The sequence below is a fragment of the Erythrobacter ramosus genome (genome assembly GCF_009828055.1).
Lineage (GTDB): Bacteria > Pseudomonadota > Alphaproteobacteria > Sphingomonadales > Sphingomonadaceae > Erythrobacter > Erythrobacter ramosus.
Map to the genome: position 1 here is coordinate 452,016 of NZ_WTYB01000001.1, position 25,202 is coordinate 477,217.

A 25,202-nucleotide genomic window follows, 5' to 3' on the forward strand; every position below is an offset into this window, starting at 1 on the left:
CGCGCTTGCCTAGCGCATTTATGAGGGCGACGGGCGGGCTTTGCGCCCCTAGAACCCATGCAAAATCACTCCGGGAGAGAACATCCATGACCACGCTCCATTCCAGCCTCGGCCCCAATCCGCGTCTTGTGCGGATGTTCATGATCGAAAAGGGGCTGGAGGAAGGTCGCGATTTCACCCGCGTCCATTACGACATCATCACCGGCCAGAACCGGCAGGATGCGGGCTACATGGGCAAGAACCCGCAGGGCACCACGCCGACGCTGGAACTGGATGACGGAACCTGCCTCACGGAAAGCTGGCCGATCTGCGAATATGTCGAGGAACTGCACCCCGCGCCCAACCTGTTTGGCGAAACCCCCTTGGAGCGAGCCGAGGTGCGCAAGTGGGTGCGGTTGTTCGATCAGGAAGTGGTCGTGCCGATGACGATGGGCTTCCGCGCGACCACCGGCCGCCCGATGTTCGAACCGCGCATGACCGTAGTCACGCCCGAGGCTGGCGCAGAGTTGTTCGCACTGGCGGACGAGAAGTGGCGGATGTTCGATTCCTACCTCGGTGGGAGCAACCACATTGCACTGGGCCGCTTCACCTTTGCCGACCTGATCATGTTCGCCTTTGCCAATTTCGGCTTCACGGTGGGCTGGAAGCTGCCTGAGGGGACGGACAACCTCGCCCGCTTCGTTGAAACGCACAACCACCGCCCCTGCGCCGTGATCTGGACGATGGCCGAGTAATGCCTGACCTGTCGGGTAAGGTCGCCATCGTCACCGGTTGCGCCAGCGGCATTGGCGCGGCGACTGTGCGGCGGTTGCGCTCCGACGGGGCCGAGGTGCTCGGCACGGATCTGGACGCAGCAGCGGGCGAAGCGCTGTGCGCCGAGGTGGGCGCAGAGTTCGCCGTGCAGGACGTCTCCGACCGCGCGCTTTGGCCGCAGATCGTGGCCCGCGCGGTGACGGCCTTCGGGCGGCTCGATATCCTCGTCAACAATGCCGGGATGGTGTCGGGCGCGGGCATCGGCGATTGGGATGACGAGGCGATGTTTGCCGCGTGGGACCGGGTGCTGGCCGTGAACCTTTCCGGCACGATGGTAGGGTGCCGCGCGGCGATTGCGGCGATGCGCGACAATCCGGGCGGATCGAAGGGCGCGATCGTCAACATCGCTTCGACCACCGCGATGGCGCCGCTGCCCACCGATGTCGGCTATTCGGCCAGCAAGGGCGCGGTGCGGGTGCTGTCCAAGTCCGTGGCGACATGGTGCGCCCAGCGCGGCCTCAATATCCGCTGCAACACCGTGATCCCCGGCGCGACCATGACGGGGATTCTTGCGGCGGCCGAAGTCCAGACCCCCGGTCTGATCGCGGCCGTGGCGAAAACCTCACCGCTGAACCGCCTCGCCGATCCTTCGGAAACGGCGGCAGCGATTGCCTTCCTCGCCAGCGACGAATGTCCGTTCATGACCGGGGCGGAGATGCTGGTGGACGGCGCGATGATGGCGATCCATCCGGGGTTCTGATCAGCCCCCGCGCATCTTCTCCAGATAGCCGGTCGGCCCCATCTGCGCCGCGGTCCACACGAAGATCGCCAACGACAGCAGGCCCGACACAAGGCACACACCGAACACCGCCACCGCGAGGGCGCTTGTCCCGTAGGTAGGGCCCATCGCGTCGCTGACCGCGCCGATCACGGCCAGCCCCAGCGCCTGCCCGACCAGATTGTTGAAGAACAGGGCAATCGCCACGGCGAAGCCCCGGCTGGCAGGCTCGACCGCCGCCTGAATGCCCGACATGATCCCAGCCTGACTCGCCACGTAAATCGCGTAGGCGAGCCCGAACCAGCCGAGGAACGCGGTGAACCCGGTCGAGGTCAGGCTCAGCGCCAGCGGTGCCACGCAGCCGAGGCTCACCAACCCCGGCAGCCATGCGCGCCAACGTTCGTCGCGCAAGGTCAGCCAGTGGGTGAGGTATCCGCCGATAAGCGGCCCCGGTATCCCGCCAAGGAAGAAGGTCAGCCCGAGATAAAGCCCAACATCCCCGGTCGAAATCGGGAATTGCCGCAGCATCACCGCCGCCATCCAGAAGGCGAGCGCATAGCCGATCATGATCTGCACCGCCCAGCCGAGCGCCAGCCCCATGAACACCCGATTGGTGATGAGGCTCATGATCGTGCGACCCAGCGGCAGCTGCGCCATATCGGTGCCCGCCGGAGCATAGCGCCCGCGCTTGGGCTCGCGCACGGTGAGGAAGATCACGAGGCCGAGCACCAAGCCCGGCAGGCCCATCAGAATGAAGGCCCAGCGCCAGTTGAACATCTCCGCCAGCTGCCCGCCGAACACCAACCCTGACGCCGTGCCGACGGTCGACCCCAAGGTCAGATAGCCCATCGCCTTGGCAAGTTCATGGCGCGCAAAGAAATCGGCGACCAGGCTTTGCGAAGATGGCCCGGAACAGCCCTCACCCACGCCGACGCCGGTGCGCGCGGCGAACAAGGTCCAGAAGCCGGTCGCCATCCCGCAGGCGGCGGTCATCAGGCTCCAGAAGCTTATCGCGCTCGCGACGATGTTCTTGCGGGTCGACCGGTCGGCGAGCCGCGCCGCTGGGAAGCCTGCCAGCACATAGACCAGCGAAAATGCCGCTCCACCCAGCAGGCCAAGCTCGAAATCCGACAGCGCGAACTCGGCCTTGATGTCCTCGACCAGAATGCCGAACACCAGCCGATCCGCGACGCTGAACGCACTCGTCAGCGTCAGCAGACCGAGGACGTACCAGCGATAGGCGCCCGGCTGATCGCCGGGGCGCTCGTCAGTGGTGGGGACGGGCGTAGAGGCCATTGTCCACCGGGATCGTCAGGCCATTGAGAAAGCGCGCTTCGTCCGAAGCGAGGAACAGCACGCAGCCCGCGACATCCTTGGGATGGCCGAGCGCATCCATCGCCAACGGGCCTTCGGGAATGTCCATCGGCTTTTCGCCGCCGCGCCCGGAAATGCCCATCACCATCGGGGTTTCGATCCCGCCCGGCGCCAGCGCATTGACGCGGATGCCGTAGCCCTTGTCCTGGAAATCGACCGCAAGGCTGCGGGTCATGCCCGCAATTCCCGCCTTTGACGCGGCATAGGCCGGGATATTGCCATAGCCCATCAGCGCCGCAGTCGAAGCCATGTTGATGATCGACGATCCGCCCCCGCCAACCACTTCGTGGCGATGCTTCATCAGCGGCACGGCATATTTGCACCCGAGGAACGTGCCGACCACATGGATTTCGAGATGCAGCTTGAAGTGCGCCAAGCTGCAATCCTCGATGCTTTCGAAGATCACATTGCCCGCGTTGTTGACCAGAATATCGAGCCCGCCGTGGCGCTCCTTCACGGCGCGCATCACTTCGATCCATTGCTCTTCGTTGGTGACATCGAGCGCCATCGCATCGCCGCCGATCGCGGCTGCCACCTGATGGGCGAGTTCGGCATCGCGGTCAGTGACGATCACCTTCGCACCCTCACGCGCCAGCGCCTCACAATCGGCCTTGCCCAGACCCATCGCCCCGCCTGTCACGAGCGCTACCCTGCCCGCTACCCGTCCCGCCATATGCTCTCTCCCAAAAGCTTTTTTGATATGTCGCCAGCCTATCGGGCGGGCGGGTCCGTGCCACTGTCGAAAGCGCGAGGACGCTGGCGGCAAGCGGCGGTGTAACCTGCGCAGCCGAGGAGAGGCGGAAATGATGGAGCCGGAAGAAATCGCGCGGCTGAAGGCGCTGATGGAGTGGGAAGGCCAGCGCACCGCGCCGCCTGAAGGCTTCCCGGTGCTGCCCGATATGCCTGCCGGCCGCTACACCTCGCCCGAATACTTCGCGCTCGAACAGCAACACGTGTTCCGCAAGAGCTGGCTGTTCGCCGGGCATCTGGACGAGATCCCGGAACCCGGCTGCTATATGCGCTGGCACAATGCCGGCGATCCGATCGTGATCGTGCACGGCATGGACGGCACAGTGCGCGCCTTCCACAACACCTGCCGCCACCGCGGCGCACCGGTGGTGACGGAGGATCGCGGCAAATCCTCGCGCCTCATGTGCGGCTATCACAACTGGACCTACAAGACCGATGGCAGTCTGGTGGGCGTGCCCGAACGGCGCGATTTCCCGGCCGATTTCGACATGAGCTGCCGCGGGCTGCTGCCCGTTCGGTGCGAGCTGTTCGGCAAGATCATCTACGTCAACTTCGACATGGAAGCGATGCCGCTGCTCGATTGGCTCGGCCCATTGGCGCGCGAGTGGGAGGAGTTCGCCTTCGACCGGATCAAGCTCGCCGCGCGGCACTCCTTCGATCTCCAGTGCAACTGGAAGGTGGCGATGGAGGCCAACATGGAGGTCTACCATGTGCCCTTCATCCACCCGAACACGGTCGCGCCGCTGGTGGACAGCAGCCGCAACCTCAACACCATCTATCCCAACGGCCACGCGCGGATGCTCGCTCCGCCGCCGCGCACGACTGACCGCGAGCACGTGCGCGCGATCGACAGCCCGCCGGGCTGGCGGCAAATCGAGACCGTGGGCGAATTGGGGCGCACCTGCACCCAGAGCTACACGTTGTTTCCCAACTGGGTCAGCCCCTTGAGCAACTACTTCGTGCCGCCGCTCGTGTTCTGGCCAACCTCGCTCGGCACCACGCGGCTGGAACTGGTGACGATGGCGCTGGATTGGGGCGACGCGCCCGCGCCCGATCTGTGGACCGTTCCTGACGCCAGCCAGCCGAACGGGCGGCAAATGAGCCCGATCATTCTTGAAGACACCCAGTTCGGCGAGGCGATCCAGCAATCGATGCAAGGCTCGGCGTTCCGGTCCGTGCCGCTGTCCTATCAGGAGGCGCGGATCTATTCGTTCCACCAGAGCCTCGACCGGATGATCGGGCCGGAGAATGTGCCCGAGCACCTGAGGGTCGAACCGGTGATCGGCGCGGATTGGGTGTGGCCCAATGATCCGCGCGCCAGCCAGATGGCCCGGGAGCAAGGGGGCGAGGCCGCCGCGAACCGGGAAGCGGCAGAATGACGTTACGGAATCCCGCTTTGGTCTAGGCCTGTGGCGCTTTTGTCGCAGTTTACGCAGTTCACTATCGCTTTTGCTGATGGCGCGCGTGCCGCTGCTCCATACACCTGTAACGCATACCGGAAGGCGTGATGGAGATGCGCCCCCGGGCAGGGGATAACCGGGTACGCGGGAGAGCCGCGGCCTACAGGGGAGAGAGCCATGACTACACTTCGTGCCCGAAATGCGTTCGGCATGCGCCGTGCCTTGCTGTGCGGCGTAGCGCTGAGCGGCCTCGCCGCGATGCCAAGCGTCGCCTACGCGCAGGACGCTGCCGACACCGCCGCCGCCGATGATGACAACGTCATCATCGTTCAGGCCCGCCGCCAGAACGAAACGCTGCAGGAAGTCCCCGTCACCGTGACGTCGATCGGCGGCGACACGCTGCAGAAGTACAACATCGACAACGTCGCTGACGTCACCAGCCGCGTGCCGACCCTCAACGTGCAGGTCGGCGGCTCGGGTTCGGGCGGTCAGATCTCCTTGCGCGGCGTTGGCTCGTCGAACATCTCAGCGGCGTTCGATTCCGCCGTGGCCTTCGAATTCGACGGTGTGATCGCCTCGAGCATGCGTCTCGTCCAATCGGGCTTCTTCGACGTCGAGCAGATCGACGTGCTGCGAGGGCCCCAGTCGCTCTACTTCGGCAAGTCGGCAACCGCCGGCGTGCTCTCGATCCGCTCCGCCAACCCGACAGCGACCTGGCAGGTCGGCAGCCAAGCGTCTTACGAGTTCGAGGAGAAGGGCTACCTCGCCAACGCGTTCATCTCGGGCCCGGTCACCGATACGCTGGGTATCCGCTTGGCCGCACAGTACAACAAGATCGACGAATTCCAGAGGCTTCAGGCCGGCACCCCGGCGGTCAATCAGGAACGCGGGCTGAAGGAATTCATCGGCCGCCTGACCCTTGACTGGAACCCGAGCGAACGGTTCCGCGCCAACTTCAAGCTGCAATACACCAAGAACGAGAACGATGGCGCGATCGGCACCGCGGAAATCAACTGCGGCGCCAACGGACGGGCGGACTCGGTCTTCCTGCTGGGCGGTGCGGTGAACATCCCGGCGGGTTATGACTGCAACACCAATGACCAGCGCTACTTCCTGCCCGATGCCGCAGCGCAGCTGGCGGCTGGCGTGCCGACCCCGTCTAAGGCCGCAGGCCGCAACGGCGTGCCCTTCGGCGAAAGCGAAATCTGGTTCGGGCGCCTGCAATTCGATCTCGACCTGTCCGACACGTTGGCGCTGACCTCGGTCACGGGCCTCCTCAACCTCAATGCGGTCGACTTCGACTCCTATTCCTATGGCGGCTTCTTCCCCGGCCCCAACGGCACCAGATTGCCGGGCGGTGCAGGTGCGTCGGACCCGATCAACAAGCTCGAGCAGTATACGCAGGAACTGCGTCTGACGTCTGACTTTGACGGCAGCTTCAACTTCATGCTCGGTGCGTTTTACGAAGACCGCACCTTCACCTTTGACACCTCGCAGCAGGGCGTGAACATCTCGTTCTTCGGGCCGAGCGGCCCGCGTCCGCTTGTCGGCGGCGGCGTGGCCCCGGGCACGGGCTTCACCTATGACTGGGACAAGACCCACATCACCAAGACCGAAGCGCTCTCGTTCTTCGGTTCTGTGCTGTTCGACATCACCGACAAGCTTGAACTGTCGGGCGGTGTGCGCTGGACCGACGAAAGCAAGGTGCAGACGATCTCGGTGCCCTACGTTCACAACTCGCTGGCCTATGTGTCGGCAGGCGGCGGTCTGTTCCGGCCTAGCCCGGCGTTCTTGCAGAGCGGGTACTTCTCAGGCCCGATCAACTTCGACGACGACAACATCTCGCCGGAAGTCACCCTCAAGTATCAGGCGAACGAGGATCTCAACTTCTTTGCCTCGTATAAGACCGGCTTCAAGTCGGGCGGGATCGACAACTCGGCGCTGCCGTCCAACAGCCTCAGCCAGGCCGCCGCAACGGGTGACTTCAGCGCACTGATCTTCAAATCGGAGAAGGCCGAGGGCGGTGAAGTCGGCTTCAAGTCGCAATGGGCCGGTCGCAGCTTCACCTTCAATGGCACCGCGTTCTACTACGTCTTCACCGATCTTCAGGTGCAGAACTTTAACGCGGTGAGCGTGCAGTTCGCGACCAGTAACGCCGGTGAGCTGACCACCAAGGGTATCGATTTCGAATCGCGCTGGACCACGCCGGTGGAAGGGCTGAGCCTGTCGGCCAACCTGTCCTACCTTGATGCCCAATACACCGACACCTTCATCCAGCCGCTCGGCATCAGCACCGTCGACCTTAACGGTCGCCGCGGCAGCCAGGCGCCGGAATGGTCCGGAAACATCGCGGCCGACTGGGCCATCCCGCTCAGCGATGGCCTCGAACTATTCCTGTCGACTAACGCAGCCTACAACTCTGGCTATATCACCGACGAAGCGACGCTGAACGATTATGTCCAGCCGAGCTTCTGGCTGCTCGACGCGAACGTCTCGATCGGCGATCCGGACGGCAAGTGGAGGCTCTCGCTGATCGCTCAAAACCTCACCGACGAGATCTTCACCATCACCACCGGCGGGCGTCCGTTCCTGCAGCCGGGCGTGGGTGACGACTTCGTGATGACCCAGAACCGCGGTCGGCAGGTGTTCGTGCAGACCAGCTTCCGCTTCTGATCACCGTTCAGACATGAATGACGGATGACGGCAGGGGCGGGCTCGCAAGGGCCCGCCCTTTCTCGTTGAGGGCCGCTTACCTGCGGCCCCCTCCTCCCCATACGCGCACAAAAGTGCCAATTGCCGCTCCCACCCGCCGAGCGCAACATCGTCGCCAAACCGGGAGAGGATCACCCATGTCACGCGAAACACTGGTCGAAATGACCCGCAGTCTGGTCGCCCACGGCGCGGCCGATACGATGGAATATGCCGACGAGGTCGTGCGGATTCCGGCGAGCGCCTATATTGACCCAGACCTGTTCGAGCTTGAGAAAAAGCAGATCTTCCGCCGCCTGCCGCTGATGGTTGCGCCGTCGTGCGAACTGCCCAACCCCGGCGATTTCAAGGCGATGGACATCTGCGGCGTGCCGCTGCTGCTATCCCGCCAGAAGGACGGCAGCATGGGCGCCTTCCTCAACATGTGCACCCACCGCGGCAATCCGCTGGCGGCGGGCTGCGGCAATGCCAGCCGCTTCACCTGCGGCTATCACGGCTGGACCTTCAAGGCCGATGGCGACCTGATCGGCGTCGCAGACTCGCAGGATTTCGGCAAGATCGACAAGAGCCAGCATTGCCTGACCAAGTTCCCGGTCCACGAGGCGGCGGGGCTGATCTGGGTGACGCTCGATCCCCATTCCAAGCTTTCCATCGCCGATTACCTGTGCGGCTATGACGATCTGCTCAAGGCCTTCGAGTTCGACGGCTGGACGCTGTTCGCCCAGCGCACGATCCCCGGGCCAAACTGGAAGACGGCCTATGACGGCTATCTCGATTTCTACCACCTGCCGGTGCTGCACAAGGACACCTTCGGGGCGGACTTCTACAACCGCGCCAATTACTTCGCCTTCGGCCCGCACCAGCGCCTGTCAACTCCGTCGAAGTTCGCGATCAAGGTGCAGGGGGATGACGATCAGGCGCTCGACCTCGAAGCGCTGGCCGATGACGAACTGCCGCAGGAAGTGCTGGTGCAGGGCGTGTGGACGATCTTCCCGCACATCTCGATCGCCAGCTTCTACGGCGGCGGGCAGCGCGGGGCGCTGGTCAGCCAACTGTTCCCCGGCGCCACGGTCGGTGAAAGCTACACCACCCAGTACTACGTCATGGAAAACCAGCCCGAAACGCCCGAGCAGGTCCAGGCCGCGCACGACCAGTTCAACTTCCTCGAAATCGTGGTCCGCGACGAGGATTACGCCACCGGAAAGCGCCAGCATCAGGCGCTGCAATCGGGGCTGATGAAAGAGGTGTTGTTCGGCCGCAATGAAAAGGGCGGACAGGTCTTCCACCAGTGGGCCGAGCGTCTGACGCGGGCGAGCGACGAAGAACTGGTGCAGATCTTCGCTCAGGAACAGCGGCAAGCGGCGGAGTAGCGTTGCCAATCTTTGTCATCCCAGCGAAAGCTGGGACCTAGGGCGGCAAGCTCTACACCAAGAGGCTCTAGGCCCCAGCTTCCGCTGGGGTGAAGGTGAAGGCCGTGAAGTGTCAGGCTTGCGCTGAACCGTCGCCGTTGGCCTCGCAAGGCCGACCGGCCGCCCGCAGCGGGCGCAGCTATGCTGCGCGCCTAGCGAGGACGGGGGCGCGGACGCGCCCCCGCAACAAAAGCGTCACCCAAACGCGGGCCGGTAATTGCTCTCGCCCCATTCCTGACGCTTGGTCCATTCGCCCAGCGGCTCGAGCTTGCCTTCCAGTTCCGGGAAGCGCTCATAAACGTGGTCCATGTCGACCGCGAAGGGCTTAGTCGGGGCGTCGTTGTTGTATTCGTAGAACGCCTGGATGCCCTTGGCGAATTCCTCGCGCATTTCGGGCACCATGGTGTCACCGGCGGCCTCGACCAGATAGCGGCCGAATTCTTCGGGGGTGCAGGGATCGTATGTGATCTCCTTGCCCAGCGCTTCCGACAGGCACTGCGTCACCTGCTTGCCAACCAGCCGCTCCGGCCCGCCGATATTCAGCCACGCACCTTCCATGTCGGGCCGCTCAAGACTCGCCAGCATGAAGCGGGCGACGTCATCAAGGCTGATCCAGTTCGCCTGAAGGTTGGGGTTGTGCGGATACACATACCGGCCCTCATTGACGATGAAGGGCCGCGCCCAGTTGGTCAGCAGGTTGTCCATGAACAGCACCGAACCGAACACCGTCCCTGGCGCGCCAGAACGCCACAGCGCGTTGATGCCCTTGGTGTTCTCGCCATAGGTGAAGGGATCGCCGGGCTTATCAGGAATCCAGCTCGACGTGTTCCACACCACGCGCTTCACCCCGATATGCGCGGCGGCCTTGCCGACCTCGCCGATCAGATAGGCCCGGTCCGCGCGGGCTTGCAGCGGGTGGGTGTAGAAGATGTAGTCGCTGCCTTCGAGCGCTTCGGCGAAGGTTGAGGTGTCGTAGAGGTCCATCGACCGGACCTCGACCCGCTCCACCCCCTCGACCGGCGCGCCCTCCAGCGCGTCCGGACGGCGCGAGATGGCGCGCACGTCATACCCTGCAGCAAGCGCCTGACGCACCTGCGCCAGACCTTGCCTGCCGCTTGCGCCGATCACTGTGATAAGTGCCATTCGTGTCTCTCCCGTATTATGATTGCCGGGCAGACTAGGAAGCGCCCCGCCCTCACGCACCGCGCCAATTTGATAGCCGCACGGGTTTGGCCCCTAGCGAAAAGGCGGGGTTGCCGTAGCGGCGCAGCGCCCGGAATGTGGGCCAATGCAGAACCGTTTCTGGCGCATCGCGCGCCGCCCCGAAGGCACCGATTTCGCCGCCGCGCTGGAGCTGGACGAGGCCCCGCTTGCCCCGCTGGGGACAGGCGAAATTCGCATCCGCAATTCGCACCTGTCGATGGATGCCGGGACCAGGATGTGGCTGACCGACCGCGAGGACGGGTATCAGCCGCCGCTCCCGCTCGGCATCCCGATGTCGGGACTGGTGCTGGGCGAGGTGACGGAAAGCCACGCCGATGGCTTCGCGCCCGGCGATCTGGTGCGCGCTTTCGGGCAGTGGGCCGATGTCAGCACGGTCGATGCGGTGATGTCCGGCGCGATTGTGCTCGATCCGACCGTCACCGACCGCCGCGCGTGGTTCGGACCGCTCGGCATGAACGGGTGGACGGCGCTGTGGGGCGTTGAACAGACCGGCGCGGCCAAGCCGGGCGAACGGGTGCTGGTCTCCGCCGCCGCGGGTGCCACCGGGATACTCGCGGTGCAGGTCGCCAAGCTGCTCGGTTGCGAAGCCTGGGGGATCGCGGGCGGCGCTGCGAAGTGCGCCTACCTGACCGACGAATTGGGGATCGCCGGGGCGGTCGATTACAAGGCCGCGGATGTGGGCGGGCAGCTTGATGCGGCTGGCGGTTTCGACATCTACTTCGACAATGTCGGCGGCGACCTGCTCGATCAGGTTTTGACCCGCATGAACCACTATGGCCGCATTGCGGTGTGCGGCTTGCTTGCCGATTACACCGGCGGCGGGCGCACGAGCCCCCGCGAATTCGATCAGGTGCTGATGCGGCGGCTCAGGATCGAGGGCTTCTTCTCGCCCGACTTCATGCATGAAGGCCCCGCCCTCACCCGCCGCCTGCGCGACTGGACCGAGGCGGGCGCGCTCGTCATGCCCTATGACGTGACGCAGGGGCTCGAAAACACCCTCAGCGCCTATGCCAAGCTGTTCACCGGCGGCAATATCGGCAAGGTGATCGTGGAGCTTGAAGCATGACCGGAACCCTCGAAGACCGCGAAGCCATCCGCGACATCCTCGCCGCCTATGCCCATGCGATTGACCGGCGGCGGTGGGGGATGATGGAGCATCTGTTCCATGCGGATGCGATCTTCCGGTTCGGAATGATCGAGGGGGATTGGCGCGGGTTCGTGGAACAGGCGCGCGCGGTGATCGACCCGTGCCTTGCGACCCAGCACCAACTTGGCCAGACGATCTTTGGCTTCGAAGGCGATACCATCTGCCACACCGAAACCTACATGACCGCGATGCACACCGTCCCCCCCGGCTACCCGCTGGCGGCGGTGTTCCCGGACAAGGGCGTGATCTATTCCGCGATCGTGGCGGGGCGCTATGTCGACCGGTTCGAGAAGCGGAGCGGTGAGTGGAGGATTGCCCAGCGCACCGGCCTGTATGACTGGCGCGAGTTCCGGATGGCGGAGGGCGTTGACCTCTCCGACACACCCGAAGGCGCGGCCGGATACCACGACGAGCGCGATCCCTCGACGGCGGCTGTGCGGGGGTGGTTGGGGTAGGCAAAAAGGGGTTTCACGCAGAGGCGCAGAGGAAGCAGAGGCGCAGAGATGTCGCGCCTGCGGCGAAGCCGCGAATAATTTCACGCGAAGACGCGAAGATGTTGCACGACGCCGCAGCGCGGACTGCCCTCTTCGCGTCTTCGCGTGAAACAAGAAGGCCGCTGGCGCGGCGAGCGCGGCATCTCAGCGCCTCCCCTTTCTTCTCTGCGCCTCTGCGTGAAACCCCGCAGCAAAGCTGCCTAACCTTCACCGCCGAAACGCAAACACCCCGCTCATTGTCGCCAATTGCTCATCGCCGCGCCACACCCCGCCCGAGGTATAGGCCGTGCGCCCGCCCAGCCGGTCGATCCGCACCCGCGCCTCCAGCCAATCGCCCAGCCGCGCGCCGCTGAGATAATTCACCGTCAGCGTCACAGTCGAAGGCGCCAGCCGGGGCCGCTCGGCATCATAGACCGTGTGGCTTAGTGCCACATCGGCGAAGGTCGAGATCACCCCGCCATGCGCGGCGTCCTGGTAGTTGATGTGGTGGGGCATGATCTTGAGGCCCACCACCCGTACGCCATCCACAGCAGGCCCGAGATAGTAAGGCCCGCCATGGTCGAGAAAGCCGGGGGTGAAACCGGCCGGTTCAAAGCCCGAAGGAATATCCATCCCCTCACCCTAACGCCGCCTGCGGCGCACGCCGCTATGAATTGTGCCAATGACAGGCGCACCGCCAAGCCCTATCCTTGGCCGCATGGGAGAGAACACAGCATTGGCAGCGGAGTCCTTTTGCGACGTCGTACGCGATCACGCGCGCGTTCAGGGGGACGTTATCGCTTTCACCTACGTGGGCGAGGAAATCAGCTTCGCTGAACTCGACGAAGGCGCCAACCGCGCCGCGAATGGGCTGGCGGCACTGGGCGTCAAGCCGGGCGAGCGGGTGGCCTTCCTCGGCAAGAACCATCCGCTCTATTTCGAGGCGTTTCTGGGCGCGGCGCGCATCGGGGCAGTGATGACCCCGGTGAACTGGCGGCTGGCCGCGCCGGAAGTCGCCTATATCCTCGACAATTGTCAGGCGCGGGTGGTGTTCATCGGCGAAGGCTTTGCCGAGGTGCTCAGCGGCATCCGTGCAGACTGCCCGCTGGTGGAGCAGGTAATCGGCATCGACGCGACCGACTTCACCGGCACCGATTACCGCATCTGGCGCGATGGCTTCTCTGCGACGCCCCCAGCCCACCGCGTGCGCGCCGAAGACGATGCGCTGCAGCTCTACACCTCGGGCACCACCGGCAAGCCCAAGGGCGCGGTGATGACCCACGGCTCGATCCTCTCCAGCCGCGATGCGACCGCTTCCGGCGAGGAAATGCGCGGCTGGCAGGAACCGATCCCCGGCGATGTGACGCTGCTGGCCATGCCGTGTTTCCACATCAGTGGCACTGGCACCGGCATCGGCACGATGGTCGCCGGCACCAATTCCATCGTCCTGCCGGAATATGATCCGACCAAGGCATTGGACCTGATCGCCAATTTCAACATTTCGAAGATCTTCCTCGTGCCCGCCGCGATCCAGATTTTGCTGAACCATCCGCGTGTGTCCGAGACCGATTTCAGCCGCCTCAAATACATCACCTATGGCGCCTCTCCGATTCCCTTGGAGCTGATGCGCGAGGCGATGCGGGTGATCGGCTGCGGGTTTGTGCAGATGTACGGGATGACCGAGACCAGCGGCACGATCGTGGCGCTCGATCCCGAGGACCATGTGCCCGAAGGCAGCCCCCGGATGCGGAGCGTGGGCAAGCCGCTCGCGGGCGTCGAGCTCAAGATCATCGATGAAGCAGGCAACCCGGTTCCGGTGGGCACCGTCGGCGAAATCGCCACGCGCTCGTCCAAGAATATGCGTGGGTACTGGAACAACCCGGACGCCACCGCCTCGACCATCGATGCCGAGGGCTGGCTGCGAACAGGCGATGCGGGCTATCTGGATGAAGACGGCTACCTCTACATCCACGACCGAGTGAAGGACATGATCATCTCGGGCGGCGAGAACGTCTATCCCGCCGAGGTTGAGAACGCGCTCTATTCGCACCCCAAGGTCGCCGATGTCGCCGTGATCGGCGTGCCCGACCCCAAGTGGGGTGAGGCGGTGAAGGCCTGCGTGGTGGTGAAGCCGGGCGAGACGCTGACCGAAGCGGAACTGATCGCCCATGCTCGCACGCTGATCGCGGGCTACAAGTGCCCCAAGACGGTCGATTTCATCCCCGCTTTGCCGAGGAACCCCTCGGGGAAGATTCTGCGCCGAGAACTGCGCGCGCCCTATTGGGTGGGCAGGGACCGGGCGGTCAATTGACCGGGTTGCCGGTTCGCCAGCTCGCCTACAAGGTCAATGATCTTGAAGCGGCAGCAGCGGCGCATCACCGGCAGTTTGGCTCGGGGCCATTCTTTGTGCTGCGCCATGTCGCGCTGACCTCCTCGCACCATCGCGGGGTGGAGCAGCCGTTCGATCACTCCAGCGCCTATGGCCAATGGGGCGCTGTGATGGTGGAGCTGGTGGTGCAGCACAATCCTGATCCCAGCGCGCTGCACGACATGTTTCCGCACGGGTCGGGCAAAGAGGGACTGCATCACGCGGCGCTGTTCGTCGATGATCTGGATGCAGCAATCGCACGCTTCGCCGCCGAGGGCGCGCCGCTGGCGCAGCTTTCGGTGACGCAGACGGGCACCGCATTTGCCTTCGTCGATACCCGCGCAAGCCTTGGGCATATGCTGGAATTGTATGAGCCGACGGGGCAGCTGACGGGGTTCTATGATTTCGTCGCCGAGGCGGCGAATGGTTGGGACGGGTGCGATTTGGTGCGGGAGCTAAGCTAATCCCCGCCCCGGGCGTGACCCGGGGCGGGGAGAATGGAATCAGACCCCCGCCAACCCCGGCAGACCCACCAACTCCGCGCGGCATTCGGCATCCGCCAGCGCTGTTACCACCGAGAAGGCGACAAACCCCGGCTCGCCCAGATGCGCCACCATTGCGGCGGCTTCGGCGTCGGTGATCGCGGTATGCTCGAACGGCATCCGCCGCGCATAGGCGATGGCCGCGCGGGTTCCGGCGTCGAGCGTGCTTTCGTCGATCGGCGCGCTGTCGATACCGTGCACCTGCGCCACCGCCTGCCGGACCAGCGCCACCAGCGCGGGGTCGAGTGCGCCTTCGGCCTTGGCGCGGAAATCGGCGTAGTGGGCTGCCAGCACCGGATCGCCCGCCAGCGCGGCGCAGACGGCGCTCATTCTGCGGCCTCCAGCACTGCGGGCGTGGGCAGCACAGTGCGATCCATGACCTCCGGCTCCAGCCCCATCGTAATCAGCGCCTTGGCGAGCGCGAGGAACAACGTCACCCCCAACCCGAGTTCGGCGATCTGCGCCGGCGTAAGATGGCGCTGCAACGCCGCCTTGGCATCGCCGGTCAGCAGGTCGGGATCATGAATCAGCGCGTCGGTGAATTTCAGCACCGCCTTTTCGGTAGCGGTGAGCTTGTCCGAGGTCTCGTAGCCATCGGTGATGTCATCCACCACCTCCTCGCCCAACCCCTCGGCCACCGCCTTGTCGAAGCGGACATTGCGGCAGAACCCGCATTCGGTGACGCGCGCATTGCGCATCCGCGCGACCTCCTTGATCCGCGCCGCCAAGACATCGGAGCCCCAGAACCGCCCGTAAAGCGCGAAGAAACTCTCCGCGATAGCGGGCTGATGCGCGAGCACGCTTCCGAAATGCGCCGGTTCGCCAGCAATAGCCGAGGATACGCGCGGGGTGGTCGACATGAAGCTCTCTCCTTGGCGGTCAGACTAGCCCGAGCCTGCCGTAACGGCACCCTCGCCATTTTCGCAGGGGGCAGCGGTGGGTGGGCGTGGCAGATTGCGCCCAGCAGGAGAGACAGCATGGCAGGCGAAGCACAGCGCGTGATCGAGGAGTTTTGGCGCATCCAGGACGATGGCGACTACACCAAACTGGCCGACCTCTTCGCCGAGGACGCGTTTCTCGAAGACCCGATCTGGGGCCAGTATCGCGGGCGCGCGGCGATCATGGGCTTCATGACCACGATGGTGAAGGAAATGGGGGACCGGAAGGTCCACTTCACCGTTGACGAGATCTGCGGCGACGATCACGCCGTGTGGGCGCGCTGGACGATGCACATGGAAGGCGCCCCCTCGCGCGGCGGCGTCGGCATTTACAAGGTCAGCGGCGGGAAGCTGACCTATTACCGCGACTACATGGACCCGGCGGAGTAGCCTCGTGGCGCAGCCGCAGTAAGGCTCGCGCCAAGCCGCCAAGAGGCAAAGAGGGTCCGCCCGGCCGCTGGCCGAGCCGCCAAACTCATGCTGCGGATGACCAGCTGAGCGGCTTCGCCGCGAACGCTACCTCTTGGCTTCTTGGCTTCTTGGCTTCTTGGCGTCTTGGCGCGAACCCTCTGCTTACATCGCCCGGTAATCGGGATGCCCGCTTTCGCACAGGTCCAGCATCGGCAGCGGGAATTCGGCGTTGGGGCTGGCGTCGGGCTGGTCGGGCATCGCCATCGTCCAGTCCATGATGTAGCGGCGGCTCGAAATGCGCCACTCTCCATCCCGCTTTTCATACTGGTCGAGATAGCGCCCGCCATACATGTTGCCCTTGTAGGGCTCGCTCTCATCCTCGCGCCGGAAGCCGAGCGCGATGCCGTAACATTCGCCCTCCGCCGTCGTCGCCGAGGTCAGCTTCACGGCCAATGACGACAACAAGTGCCAGCGCCGCCCGGTTGAGCGTTCCACCGCCATCACCACCGGCACGAAGTCCGCCGCAGTGCCCTTGAAGAAGCCGTAGTCAATCGCCGCATCGGGCCAGTAACAACCCGCCTGCCCCGCATCATCGACCCAGTCGAGGGTGCGCGAATAGCGCGCGATCAGTTCCTGGATCGCCTGCTTGTCGAGCAGTTCCTGAAGCACGGCTTCCACGTTCATACGCGCGCGCTCCACCATGCCGGGATCGCCAGCGGGAAGCGTTCCTGCGCTGTCCGCATCGCCTCGCTCGCATCAGCGGGCAGCGCCGGGTCTTCGGTCGGCGGCAGCCCTCCCCCTGCCCCATCGACGGGGTCGATATATTCAAGTCTTATCCCCGCCAACACGTCCGCGAAATCGTGGCCTTCGTGGTGATCGGACATCTGGTGGTGATAGAACGCCCACTTGTCCTTGAAGCTGAGCAGGCAGTAGTAACTCAGCGGCTCCTGCCCCTTCCAGTATTCATAGCGGATCACCCCTTCCTCGGTGCCGAAGGTGTGGTGGACCATGTCGTGCATGATCGCTTCCCACTTGTCCTCCTTGCCGGGCTGGATCTGGATATGAGCGAGCAATGTGGCCATCGAAGCGTCTCCGTTCAGGCGGGTGTGAGGTTCAAGAACAGCCGGTGGATGCCGAGCATAATCCCGCCCTGATGGCGGAAGTCGTTGCCGGGTGCGTAGGCAAGATCGGCGAAGGCGTCGCACAGGCGCTCCCACGCGATCATCTGTTCCAGCCGCGAAATGTTGGAGCCCGGACACGAGCGCGGCCCCTGACTGAAGGCGAGGTGCCGGGTCGCCGCCTTGCGGTCGAGCTTCAGGTCAAGCGGGTCTTCGAACTCGTCCGCATCGATATTCGCCGCCGCCCAGCGCAGGTGGAGCATTGACCCGGCAGGCACTTCGACGCCCTGAAATACTTCGTCATTGGCGCAGATGCGGGTCGAGAGGCCTTGCGTGGGTGAGCGTAGCCGCATCCCTTCCTCGATGAAGGTACGGATAGCCGCGCGGTCGCCGCGCAAGGTGCCAAACATCCCCGGCCGTTCGCACAGCAATTGCGCTTGCTCGGCGATGGCATATTGGGTCGTTTCCAGCCCGCCGATCACCATCGCATAGACCACACCGTTGATCTCATCATCGGTGAGCTTGCGGCCCAGCGGGGCATATTCGACCTGCGTCAGGAAGCTGACCATGTCGTCCTGCGGAGCGGTGCGTTTCTCGCGCGTTTTCTCCGCCACATATTCCTTCATTCCCGCCAGCAGCCGGAACTTCTCGGCGCTCTGTTCGGGGGTGAGGATGTTCTTGTGGGTCGTCCCGATTACATAGGACATGACCTGCGCATTGCCCCATTGCTCCAGCCGCGGGATGTCTGCGTGCGGGAAGCCCAGCACATCGGCCATCACTCGCTGCGGCAGGGGACGGGCGAAATCGGCGACGAAGTCGACCGGCTCCCCGCGCTTCGCTTTGGCCAGCATCCCGGCGATCAGATCATCGACATGGGCCGTGATCATCGCGGCGTGGCGCGTGCACCCCGGCCCCACCCACGGATCGGTCAACTCCTTGCGATGCGCGCGCCACATCTCCGGATCGGGGCGCAGCGACACGATCGAGGCGACCATCGCGTCAATATCGGGCAGGTGCGTGGGCATCTCGCCCGATTGCTGGATATGCGCAACCAGCAACGACAGCGTCGGCGGGAAGCGGTTCCAGTCCTTCACGACGCGAGAAATGTCATCGTATTTGGTCAGCACGAAAGCATCGCTATCGGGCGTCAGGCCCTCTCCGGGCAGGCGCTGCACCGGGGCCTCGGCATGGAGGATCGCATAGGCCGCATACCAATGTTCCTGCGCGCCGTGGGCGAACAAGTCGACTTCGGCGAGGCTCTGCGGCGCGCCTTCGATACCAGACTGCACAGCCGCCTCTCCCATCGCGGGGCGCTTCGCTTAGCGAATCCGCCAATTGCTCCTGCCTGCCTTGTCCCGCAGCGTCGACCTTACGGAAACGGGCTATTTTGTGAGGCCCGCCAATGGGAGAGACCGCTGTGAGCCGAATTGCCAAACTGGCGCCGGAGCAATGGGACGAACGGCTGGTCACAGCGATCCAGCCCGACAACCTGACCGATCTCGAACAGGGTCTGACCCGCTATTTCGCGCATTGCCCGGAACAGGCGCTGGGCCTGATGGGCTTTGGCGGCGCGTTGAAGCGCAACCGCACTCTGCCTGACCGGCTGGTGGAGCTGGTGCGGCTGCGCGTCGCTTTCTTCAACCAATGCCGTTCGTGCATGGCAATCCGCTATTCCGATGCGGTGGCGGATGGCGTGACCGAGGGGCTGGTGTGCTCGCTCGAACGCCCGCAGGAGGCCGAAAACCTCACCGCCGCCGAGAAGGTCGCGATCCGTTACGGTGAGCTGATGGCGACCGATCATCTGGCGATTGACGATGCCATGTATGCCGATTTGCGGGCGCATTTCAGCGAGGCGCAAATTGTCGAACTCGGCATGACGGTGGCGTTCTTCGTCGGCTTCGGCCGGTTGGCCGCGACGTATCACATGGTCGAGGAACTGCCCGAGGCGTTCCAGACAGCCGAGAAAATCGCGCCTTGGGGCGCTGAAAAGATTCAGGTGCGATGATGGCCACGCTCGACCTCGTCTCCCCACCCCCGTTCGTCCTGAGCTTGTCGAAGGACTGCACTTCTTCTCTGCGGCGACGCGCGACGCCCGAAGAAAAAGACGGTGCTTCGACAAGCTCAGCACGAACGGTTTGATTGCTTCAGCGCTTCAGAGGACACCCCATGGCCACCACCGCCACCCCGCAGATCAACCTGTTCGACCCGGCGCTCCAGCAGTGCCCTTACGATGCCTACAAAACCCTGCGCGACGAGGCCCCGGTTTACAACATTCCGGGAACGCAGATCTTCGTCGTCAGCCGCTACGACCATGTGCGCGAGGTGCTGATGGACCCCGCGCGGTTCCCCTCGACCGCTGCCAATGAGTTGATGCGCGCGAATCCCACCGACATGGAGCGCGGGCGCAAGGTGGCCGAGCGGTTCCGCGAAAAAGGCTGGCTGCCCGCGCCGACGCTGGCGGGGCGCGATGACCCCAACCACAAGCAGATGCGCGCGATGTTCAACGAGGCGTTCAAGCCCAGCCGCATCAAGGACATCGACCCGCGCGTCGAAACCCTCGCCTACGAGCTGATCGACGAATTCGCCCAAGACGGCCACTGCGATTGGGTGCGCCAGTTCTGCGTCCCGCTGCCACTGTTCATCATCGGCGAACAGATGGGCGCCGCGCGCGAGGATATGTGGCGGATCAAGGGCTGGACCGACGCCTTCTTCCACCGCATCAGCCTGATGCTGCCCGAAGACAAGCACCTCGAAATGGTCGACCGCGAGATCGAGGCGCAGCATTACTTCCAGCCGATCTTCGAACGCCTGCGCGAACACCCCGATGGATCGCTCATCAGCGTGCTGGTCAACACCGTGATCGACGGCTGGGGCCGTCCGCTGAACAACGAGGAACTCCACGCCGAGATGATGGCCGACACCTTCGTCGGCGGCTCGGAAACCACCACCAATGCGCTCGCCGCAGGGATGAAGCTGCTGATCGAGAACAAGGATGTGTGGCACACACTCAAGACCGATCCCGACAAATATATGCGCAATTTCGTCGAGGAAGTGCTCAGGCTGGAAAGCCCGGTGCAGAGCCTCATGCGCTTCACCCACAAGGACGTGGAGCTGGACGGGGTGACGATCCCCGCAGGCTCGGTCGTCAACGTCCGCTACGGCGCGGCGAACCGGGACGAACGCTTCTTCGACTGTCCCGAAAAGCTCGACCTCGACCGGCCCAAGGCGGGTGCACACATGGCCTTCGGGTCCGGCACGCACCACTGCCTCGGCGCCCCGCTCGCCCGGCGCGAACTCACCTGGGGCTTCCAGGCCGTGGTCGACCGGTTCGAGGACATGCACTTTGCCGAAGGGCTGAATGACTTCAGCTACCACCCGCACTTCCTGCTGCGCTCCCTCAAGCAGCTCCACATCACTTTTGAAGCGAAGGCACGCTGATATGGCCACCCTGCTCAGCCCCGACACCGCGCCGATGCGGATCGACACCACCCCGCAGCCGATGCCCGCGCTGTCAGCCAAGCCGATTGAGGGCAGCCGCTACTGGTCGCGCGAGTTCATGGACCGCGAGTGGGAGGGGATCTGGACCAAAAGCTGGCTGATCGGCGGCCTCGCGGCCCAGGTCGCCAAGCCCGGCGACTTCTTCACCTATGACATCGGCCGCGAAAGCATCCTCGTCACCCACGGCGATGACGGGCAGATCCGCGCGTTCTACAATGTCTGCCCGCACCGCGGAAAGCGCCTCGTCATGGAGGAGGAGGGCCATTCCAAGCGGATCGCCTGTTCCTACCACGGCTGGCGGTTCACCCATGAAGGTGAGCTCAATTTCGTCCCCTGCCCCGAGGATTTCGTCGGCGGCACCCCCTGCGGCAAGGTCAAGCTGGAGGAAGTGCGGTGCGAGGTGTTTGCCAGCTTTGTCTGGGTCAATCTTGATCCGCACGCCACCCCGCTCGCCGAGCATCTCGGCCCCGTCGCGCCGCAGATTGCGGGCTACCGGATGGAGCAGATGCACCGCACCCACTGGGTCACGCTGGAGGGCGACTGGAACTGGAAGTGCGTGCAGGACAATTTCAACGAGTCCTACCACCTGCCCTTCGTCCACCCGCAAACCCGGTTTGTGATGGAGCAGAGCTACAAGGACTGCCAGTTCGATCTCTACGCACCAGAGGGCCATGCGCGGATGTTCATGCCCGGATCACGCCCGGCGCGGAGCCTTCGCGGGCACACCGACACCGTGCTCGAAATGATGGCGAAGGAGCTCACCTATTGGGGCCTCGACCCCGAAGATTTCCGCGATGATCCGCTGCGCACCCGCGAGGCGATCCAGCAGGCCAAGCGCAAGCTGGGCGCCGACAAGGGTTATGACTTCAGCCACTTCCACGATGCGCAGCTGACCGATCATTTCCACTACACGATCTTCCCCAACATCAGCTTCAGCCTCAAGCCCGACGGCTGCATCTGGCTGCGCGCCGACCCGCATCCGACCGATCCCGAGCGGTGCTATTTCGACATGTGGTATTTCACCTGGTTCCCCGAAGGCGCGGACCGGTATTACTCCTACTCGATGGGCGAGGAAGTCGACCGCACCGTCCCCGTCCCGCACAAGCGCGGCAAGGTTGGCGAACTCAGCTGCGGCCCGGGCATCGATCAGGATGTGAGCATCTGGAGCGAGCAGCAGAAGGGTCTGCGCTCACGCGGCTACAAGGGCGGGCATCTCGCCGGACAAGAGGCGCGGGTGCGGTTCTTCCACGATACGATTGATCGCTGGTTGGGGGAGTAGGGCGCAACCTCCGTTCGCATCGAGCGAAGTCGAGATGCGCTGCGCGCAGTCATAGGTGTCTCGACTGCGCTCGACACGAACGGATCTAGAGGTTCGCCAAAGCCGCCGTCCGCCCTGCGATGTATCCAAAGGTCAGCGCTGGCCCCAACGTCCCGCCTGCGCCTGCGTAAATCCCGCCGGTGGGGCAGGCGATGGCATTGCCCGCGCCGAGCAGACCGGGGATCGGCGCGCCGTCATGCCCGAGGATGCGCGCCTGCCCGTCCGTGCGCGGGCCTCCGTTGGTGCCGAGCAACCCTGAGGCGATCTCCACCGCATAGAACGGCGCTTCGCGGATCGCGCCGAGTGTAACGGCGGTGCCGTCCCGCGAGCGGTCGCCATAGAAGTGATCGTAGGCGCTCGTCCCCCGCCCGAAATCGGGATCGTGGCCTTCATCCGCATGGACGTTGAAGCGGGCCACGGTTTCGGTCAGCGCCGCCGCATCGACGCCAATCTGCGCCGCCAACCCCTCCAGCGTATCGGCGCGCATCACCCAGTCAGGGATCGGCTGACCCGGCTGGCGCGTGCCTAAGGGATAGCGCTCCGCATATTGCGCATCGAAGATCAGATAGGCGGGGAGGTTGGCGTAGTCATAACTCGCCGGATCGAACTGGTGGAACACCCCGCCCAAGGCCGAATAATTCGCCGCCTCGTTACAGAAGCGCCGCCCGCTCCGGTTCACCATGATCGAGTGCGGCACCGTCCGCTCAATCAGAATGATCTGTGCGCGTTGCTCGCCGCTGGCCCATGGCGCATCGGGCGTCACCAAGGTCGGCGCCCACCACGCGCTGGTCATGTTACCGAGCTTCGCGCCCGCCTGCATCACCAGCTTCAGCCCCTCGCCCTTGCCCGTCGGTGGGCTGGCGGGGGCGGTGACGGGGCCGCGCAAGAAGGTCTGGCGCAAGTCCTCGTCCCATTCGAACCCGCCGGTGGTGAGGATCACCCCGCGCCGTGCGGTCATGGCGAAGGGCTGACCATCGCGCGTGCCTTCCATCCCGGTGATCCGCTCGCCGTCGCGCACCAGCCGCTTGGTTTCAACGCCCATGATCGGCTCTATCCCGCGCGCCAGACACGCCTTCAGCAGCCGCGCCACCATCGCCTGCCCAAACCCGCATTGCCGCGCCGCCATGCGCTGGCCCAGCACTGCCATCGGCGGCATCGCGGTCGCCCCGCCCAAGGGCGTTTCGCGCAGCATCAGCGGCTTGGGCTCCTCGATGGCGTAGATTTTCGCGGCCCAATCGCCGAGCTCGCCCAGCGCGAACAGATCATGGTCAAGCGCGCGGGAGCCCTCGGGCTTTGCGCCGGGGCGGTCGAGATAATAGTCGGGATAGCCGGGGAGCACCGCGACCTTGAGCGCGTCGATCCCTTCCAGAAAGGCGAGTGCCTCCGGCCCCTTGTCGACGAAGGCCTCCAGCGTCTCGTCCACCAGATCGCCGTGATCGAGGCTGCGGAAATAGGCGAGCGCATCCTCGCGGCTGTCGGCCATGCCCGCCGCGCGCATCTGGGGGTTGTCGGCGACCCAGATCACCCCGCCCGATATCGCCGAGGTGCCGCCGATCCGCTCCCCCCGTTCGATCAGCGCGACCCGCGCGCCTGCTTCATGGGCGGCAAGCGCAGCGGTCATGCCCGCCGCGCCGGTGCCAAGGATGATGACGTCGACGTGTTCCATACGGGCGGTTAGACGCCCTGCGCGCGGCTTCCGGCAACCCGTCATTTTGGCAAGGTGCGCTTCGCTCGCCCCTCCCCTACTCGTTATTGCGAGGAGCCGCAGGCGACGCGGCAATCCATGACCCGTCCTTTGCGATTGCACGGTCGGTCGATGGATTGCTTCGCTACGCTCGCAATGACGAGGAAGGGCTGGAGAACATATGAAACTGGCAGGAAAAATCGCTGCAATCACCGGCGGCACAGCGGGCATGGGGCGCGGGATCGCTGAAGCATTCTTGGCCGAGGGCGGGAAAGTCGCGCTGTTCGCGCGCAATCCCGAAAAGGGCGCGAAAGTTCTGGAAGAACTAGGTGCCGGAGACAACGCGATCTTCATCGCGGGCGACGTGATGGAACAGGCCGATCTCGAAGGTTTCATCGACCAGACCATCGCCCATTTCGGCACGCTCGACATTCTGGTGAACAACGCCGGCGGCGCGGGGGATTTGCAGCCGCTGGTCAATCTGTCCGATCACGCCTTTGACGAAGCGATGAAGTGGAATGTCTATTCGACCTTCTGGGCCACCCGCCGCGCGCTGCCGACCATGATTGCCAAGGGCGATGGGCGGGTCATCAACATCTCGTCGATGGAGGGCAAGCACGGCAAGCCGGTGCTGACCGCCTACTCCGCCGCCAAGCACGCGGTGAACGGCATGACCAAAAGCGTCGCCCGCGAAGTCGGCGTGAATGGCGTGACAGTCAACGCCATCTGCCCCGGCATCGTCATCACCGACATCATCAAGAACAACGGCCCGGCCACCGCCAAGGCGATGGGCATGGAGCTGGACGAAATGATCGCGATGTTCGCGGCCGACTCGGCGATCAAGCGGCCGAACACGGTTGAGGAAGTGGCCGCTGTGGCAGTGCTGCTGGCAAGCGCGGCGGGCGCAGGCATCACCGGCCAGCAGATCAGCGTTGACGGGGGAACGGCGCAGTATTGAGGCCGCGCGAAGACCCGCAAGCATCCCCCGTCATCCCGGGCTTGACCCGGGACCGCTTTCGGCAGGCACCAAGCTGCGAGCGATCCCGGCTTTCGCCGGGATGACGGCGTCAGACTCTACCCGCCCCAACTTCGCCATCGCCGCGCCAACCGGTTTCCTACACGCCCGGTTGGCGATACACCCTGCGCCGTTCTTTCCCATCGTCCGCTGACCCGGAGCGGGGGCTGTGCGCAGCACCTCCCCCCCCCCGCACCGATGCGATGTGTCAGTTTCGTTTTCAGAGCGTAACTCTCTCTAAATGCTTATAAAATCGCGTCAGATGGCGCTTGACACCCTGTCAACTTTGTCAA

24 protein-coding genes are annotated in these 25,202 nt (G+C 64.5%); 14 read left to right on the forward strand and 10 right to left on the reverse strand.

The features are described 5' to 3' along the window. Positions 1–86: 86 nt before the first annotated feature. Both GRI59_RS02315 and GRI59_RS02320 read left to right on the forward strand, forming a co-directional pair. Positions 87–734, forward strand: a complete 648-nt coding sequence (locus GRI59_RS02315) for a glutathione S-transferase family protein (RefSeq protein ID WP_160759581.1) — start codon at positions 87–89, stop codon at positions 732–734. Further along, on the forward strand, positions 734–1,513 hold the full coding sequence (locus GRI59_RS02320) for an SDR family NAD(P)-dependent oxidoreductase (RefSeq protein WP_160759582.1): 780 nt from the start codon (positions 734–736) through the stop codon (positions 1,511–1,513). Before GRI59_RS02315 ends, GRI59_RS02320 begins: the two co-directional genes overlap by 1 nt. Here GRI59_RS02320 and GRI59_RS02325 read toward each other — a convergent pair whose 3' ends face one another. Together GRI59_RS02325 and GRI59_RS02330 are read right to left on the reverse strand one after the other, a co-directional pair. Continuing rightward, complete coding sequence (locus GRI59_RS02325; protein ID WP_160759583.1) at positions 1,514–2,827, reverse strand: spinster family MFS transporter; 1,314 nt, start codon at positions 2,825–2,827, stop codon at positions 1,514–1,516. Next, positions 2,799–3,578 carry an SDR family NAD(P)-dependent oxidoreductase gene (locus tag GRI59_RS02330; protein WP_160759584.1) on the reverse strand — a complete coding sequence of 260 codons (780 nt, stop codon included), beginning with the start codon at positions 3,576–3,578 and terminating at the stop codon, positions 2,799–2,801. The genes GRI59_RS02325 and GRI59_RS02330 overlap by 29 nt, the downstream gene beginning before the upstream one ends. A gap of 130 nt (positions 3,579–3,708) precedes the next feature. Between GRI59_RS02330 and GRI59_RS02335 the strand changes: the two genes are divergently transcribed. From GRI59_RS02335 to GRI59_RS02345, 3 genes are all read left to right on the forward strand, one after another. Next, entirely contained in the window at positions 3,709–5,034 is a 1,326-nt protein-coding gene (locus GRI59_RS02335) for an aromatic ring-hydroxylating oxygenase subunit alpha (RefSeq protein WP_237440647.1), read from the forward strand. A gap of 198 nt (positions 5,035–5,232) precedes the next feature. Then, positions 5,233–7,728, forward strand: coding sequence for a TonB-dependent receptor (locus GRI59_RS02340; RefSeq protein WP_160759585.1), 2,496 nt, complete (start codon positions 5,233–5,235; stop codon positions 7,726–7,728). A gap of 176 nt (positions 7,729–7,904) precedes the next feature. Next, complete coding sequence (locus tag GRI59_RS02345; RefSeq protein WP_160759586.1) at positions 7,905–9,134, forward strand: aromatic ring-hydroxylating oxygenase subunit alpha; 1,230 nt, start codon at positions 7,905–7,907, stop codon at positions 9,132–9,134. A 234-nt stretch (positions 9,135–9,368) separates the two neighbouring features. On the opposite strand, the gene GRI59_RS02350 is transcribed toward GRI59_RS02345, so the two are convergent. After that, complete coding sequence (locus GRI59_RS02350; protein WP_160759587.1) at positions 9,369–10,316, reverse strand: SDR family oxidoreductase; 948 nt, start codon at positions 10,314–10,316, stop codon at positions 9,369–9,371. 145 nt (positions 10,317–10,461) lie between these two features. Between GRI59_RS02350 and GRI59_RS02355 the strand changes: the two genes are divergently transcribed. Together GRI59_RS02355 and GRI59_RS02360 are read left to right on the forward strand one after the other, a co-directional pair. Continuing rightward, on the forward strand, positions 10,462–11,463 hold the full coding sequence (locus GRI59_RS02355; RefSeq protein ID WP_160759588.1) for an NADP-dependent oxidoreductase: 1,002 nt from the start codon (positions 10,462–10,464) through the stop codon (positions 11,461–11,463). Further along, positions 11,460–11,999: a nuclear transport factor 2 family protein gene (locus GRI59_RS02360; RefSeq protein WP_160759589.1), complete on the forward strand. Its 540-nt coding sequence runs from the start codon at positions 11,460–11,462 to the stop codon at positions 11,997–11,999. Before GRI59_RS02355 ends, GRI59_RS02360 begins: the two co-directional genes overlap by 4 nt. Before the next feature lie 246 nt (positions 12,000–12,245). On the opposite strand, the gene GRI59_RS02365 is transcribed toward GRI59_RS02360, so the two are convergent. After that, on the reverse strand, positions 12,246–12,650 hold the full coding sequence (locus tag GRI59_RS02365; protein ID WP_160759590.1) for a PaaI family thioesterase: 405 nt from the start codon (positions 12,648–12,650) through the stop codon (positions 12,246–12,248). Between the two features lie 85 nt (positions 12,651–12,735). Here GRI59_RS02365 and GRI59_RS02370 point away from each other — a divergent pair, with 85 nt between their 5' ends. After that, positions 12,736–14,328, forward strand: a complete 1,593-nt coding sequence (locus tag GRI59_RS02370; RefSeq protein WP_160759591.1) for a fatty acid--CoA ligase — start codon at positions 12,736–12,738, stop codon at positions 14,326–14,328. Next, positions 14,325–14,849 (forward strand): VOC family protein, encoded by a 525-nt coding sequence (locus tag GRI59_RS02375; protein ID WP_160759592.1) that lies wholly within the window; start codon positions 14,325–14,327, stop codon positions 14,847–14,849. The genes GRI59_RS02370 and GRI59_RS02375 overlap by 4 nt, the downstream gene beginning before the upstream one ends. Before the next feature lie 39 nt (positions 14,850–14,888). Here GRI59_RS02375 and GRI59_RS02380 read toward each other — a convergent pair whose 3' ends face one another. Both GRI59_RS02380 and GRI59_RS02385 read right to left on the reverse strand, forming a co-directional pair. After that, the gene (locus GRI59_RS02380) at positions 14,889–15,257 is read right to left on the reverse strand and encodes a hypothetical protein (protein ID WP_160759593.1); all 369 of its coding nucleotides are present in this window, start codon (positions 15,255–15,257) and stop codon (positions 14,889–14,891) included. Continuing rightward, a complete protein-coding gene (locus GRI59_RS02385) occupies positions 15,254–15,787 on the reverse strand; it encodes a carboxymuconolactone decarboxylase family protein (protein ID WP_160759594.1) in 534 nt (177 codons plus the stop codon). Before GRI59_RS02385 ends, GRI59_RS02380 begins: the two co-directional genes overlap by 4 nt. Positions 15,788–15,904: 117 nt before the next feature. Between GRI59_RS02385 and GRI59_RS02390 the strand changes: the two genes are divergently transcribed. Continuing rightward, the gene (locus GRI59_RS02390; protein ID WP_160759595.1) at positions 15,905–16,255 is read left to right on the forward strand and encodes a nuclear transport factor 2 family protein; all 351 of its coding nucleotides are present in this window, start codon (positions 15,905–15,907) and stop codon (positions 16,253–16,255) included. 183 nt (positions 16,256–16,438) lie between these two features. Here the strand turns inward: GRI59_RS02390 and GRI59_RS02395 are convergent, their stop codons facing one another. The 3 genes from GRI59_RS02395 to GRI59_RS02405 are packed head-to-tail and all read right to left on the reverse strand — an operon-like array spanning position 16,439 to position 18,683. Next, a complete protein-coding gene (locus GRI59_RS02395; RefSeq protein ID WP_160759596.1) occupies positions 16,439–16,960 on the reverse strand; it encodes a nuclear transport factor 2 family protein in 522 nt (173 codons plus the stop codon). Then, positions 16,957–17,358 (reverse strand): putative quinol monooxygenase, encoded by a 402-nt coding sequence (locus GRI59_RS02400; protein ID WP_160759597.1) that lies wholly within the window; start codon positions 17,356–17,358, stop codon positions 16,957–16,959. The genes GRI59_RS02395 and GRI59_RS02400 overlap by 4 nt, the downstream gene beginning before the upstream one ends. A 14-nt stretch (positions 17,359–17,372) precedes the next feature. Next, the gene (locus GRI59_RS02405) at positions 17,373–18,683 is read right to left on the reverse strand and encodes a cytochrome P450 (RefSeq protein ID WP_160759598.1); all 1,311 of its coding nucleotides are present in this window, start codon (positions 18,681–18,683) and stop codon (positions 17,373–17,375) included. A gap of 113 nt (positions 18,684–18,796) precedes the next feature. On the opposite strand from GRI59_RS02405, the gene GRI59_RS02410 reads away from it, so the two are divergent. The 3 genes from GRI59_RS02410 to GRI59_RS02420 all read left to right on the forward strand — a co-directional run bounded on the left by GRI59_RS02410 (position 18,797) and on the right by GRI59_RS02420 (position 22,171). Next, complete coding sequence (locus GRI59_RS02410) at positions 18,797–19,399, forward strand: carboxymuconolactone decarboxylase family protein (RefSeq protein WP_202390850.1); 603 nt, start codon at positions 18,797–18,799, stop codon at positions 19,397–19,399. 161 nt (positions 19,400–19,560) lie between these two features. Next, a complete protein-coding gene (locus GRI59_RS02415) occupies positions 19,561–20,832 on the forward strand; it encodes a cytochrome P450 (RefSeq protein ID WP_160759600.1) in 1,272 nt (423 codons plus the stop codon). Between the two features lies 1 nt (position 20,833). Continuing rightward, the gene (locus GRI59_RS02420) at positions 20,834–22,171 is read left to right on the forward strand and encodes an aromatic ring-hydroxylating oxygenase subunit alpha (RefSeq protein WP_160759601.1); all 1,338 of its coding nucleotides are present in this window, start codon (positions 20,834–20,836) and stop codon (positions 22,169–22,171) included. An 85-nt stretch (positions 22,172–22,256) separates the two neighbouring features. Here the strand turns inward: GRI59_RS02420 and GRI59_RS02425 are convergent, their stop codons facing one another. Next, positions 22,257–23,876: an FAD-dependent oxidoreductase gene (locus GRI59_RS02425; RefSeq protein ID WP_160759602.1), complete on the reverse strand. Its 1,620-nt coding sequence runs from the start codon at positions 23,874–23,876 to the stop codon at positions 22,257–22,259. A gap of 199 nt (positions 23,877–24,075) precedes the next feature. On the opposite strand from GRI59_RS02425, the gene GRI59_RS02430 reads away from it, so the two are divergent. Then, positions 24,076–24,852, forward strand: a complete 777-nt coding sequence (locus GRI59_RS02430; protein ID WP_160759603.1) for an SDR family NAD(P)-dependent oxidoreductase — start codon at positions 24,076–24,078, stop codon at positions 24,850–24,852. The last annotated feature ends 350 nt before the right edge of the window (positions 24,853–25,202 follow it).

Bases quoted from the DNA above. Each gene is read 5' to 3' on its own strand.
- GRI59_RS02315 (WP_160759581.1), top strand. From the start codon at position 87: ATGACCACGCTCCATTCCAGCCTCGGCCCCAATCCGCGTCTTGTGCGG.
- GRI59_RS02325 (WP_160759583.1), bottom strand. From the start codon at position 2,827: ATGGCCTCTACGCCCGTCCCCACCACTGACGAGCGCCCCGGCGATCAG.
- GRI59_RS02355 (WP_160759588.1), top strand. From the start codon at position 10,462: ATGCAGAACCGTTTCTGGCGCATCGCGCGCCGCCCCGAAGGCACCGAT.
- GRI59_RS02320 (WP_160759582.1), top strand. From the start codon at position 734: ATGCCTGACCTGTCGGGTAAGGTCGCCATCGTCACCGGTTGCGCCAGC.
- GRI59_RS02410 (WP_202390850.1), top strand. From the start codon at position 18,797: ATGGGAGAGACCGCTGTGAGCCGAATTGCCAAACTGGCGCCGGAGCAA.
- GRI59_RS02360 (WP_160759589.1), top strand. From the start codon at position 11,460: ATGACCGGAACCCTCGAAGACCGCGAAGCCATCCGCGACATCCTCGCC.
- GRI59_RS02390 (WP_160759595.1), top strand. From the start codon at position 15,905: ATGGCAGGCGAAGCACAGCGCGTGATCGAGGAGTTTTGGCGCATCCAG.
- GRI59_RS02350 (WP_160759587.1), bottom strand. From the start codon at position 10,316: ATGGCACTTATCACAGTGATCGGCGCAAGCGGCAGGCAAGGTCTGGCG.
- GRI59_RS02385 (WP_160759594.1), bottom strand. From the start codon at position 15,787: ATGTCGACCACCCCGCGCGTATCCTCGGCTATTGCTGGCGAACCGGCG.
- GRI59_RS02415 (WP_160759600.1), top strand. From the start codon at position 19,561: ATGGCCACCACCGCCACCCCGCAGATCAACCTGTTCGACCCGGCGCTC.
- GRI59_RS02345 (WP_160759586.1), top strand. From the start codon at position 7,905: ATGTCACGCGAAACACTGGTCGAAATGACCCGCAGTCTGGTCGCCCAC.
- GRI59_RS02380 (WP_160759593.1), bottom strand. From the start codon at position 15,257: ATGAGCGCCGTCTGCGCCGCGCTGGCGGGCGATCCGGTGCTGGCAGCC.
- GRI59_RS02400 (WP_160759597.1), bottom strand. From the start codon at position 17,358: ATGGCCACATTGCTCGCTCATATCCAGATCCAGCCCGGCAAGGAGGAC.
- GRI59_RS02430 (WP_160759603.1), top strand. From the start codon at position 24,076: ATGAAACTGGCAGGAAAAATCGCTGCAATCACCGGCGGCACAGCGGGC.
- GRI59_RS02330 (WP_160759584.1), bottom strand. From the start codon at position 3,578: ATGGCGGGACGGGTAGCGGGCAGGGTAGCGCTCGTGACAGGCGGGGCG.
- GRI59_RS02395 (WP_160759596.1), bottom strand. From the start codon at position 16,960: ATGAACGTGGAAGCCGTGCTTCAGGAACTGCTCGACAAGCAGGCGATC.
- GRI59_RS02420 (WP_160759601.1), top strand. From the start codon at position 20,834: ATGGCCACCCTGCTCAGCCCCGACACCGCGCCGATGCGGATCGACACC.
- GRI59_RS02425 (WP_160759602.1), bottom strand. From the start codon at position 23,876: ATGGAACACGTCGACGTCATCATCCTTGGCACCGGCGCGGCGGGCATG.
- GRI59_RS02335 (WP_237440647.1), top strand. From the start codon at position 3,709: ATGATGGAGCCGGAAGAAATCGCGCGGCTGAAGGCGCTGATGGAGTGG.
- GRI59_RS02340 (WP_160759585.1), top strand. From the start codon at position 5,233: ATGACTACACTTCGTGCCCGAAATGCGTTCGGCATGCGCCGTGCCTTG.
- GRI59_RS02370 (WP_160759591.1), top strand. From the start codon at position 12,736: ATGGGAGAGAACACAGCATTGGCAGCGGAGTCCTTTTGCGACGTCGTA.
- GRI59_RS02365 (WP_160759590.1), bottom strand. From the start codon at position 12,650: ATGGATATTCCTTCGGGCTTTGAACCGGCCGGTTTCACCCCCGGCTTT.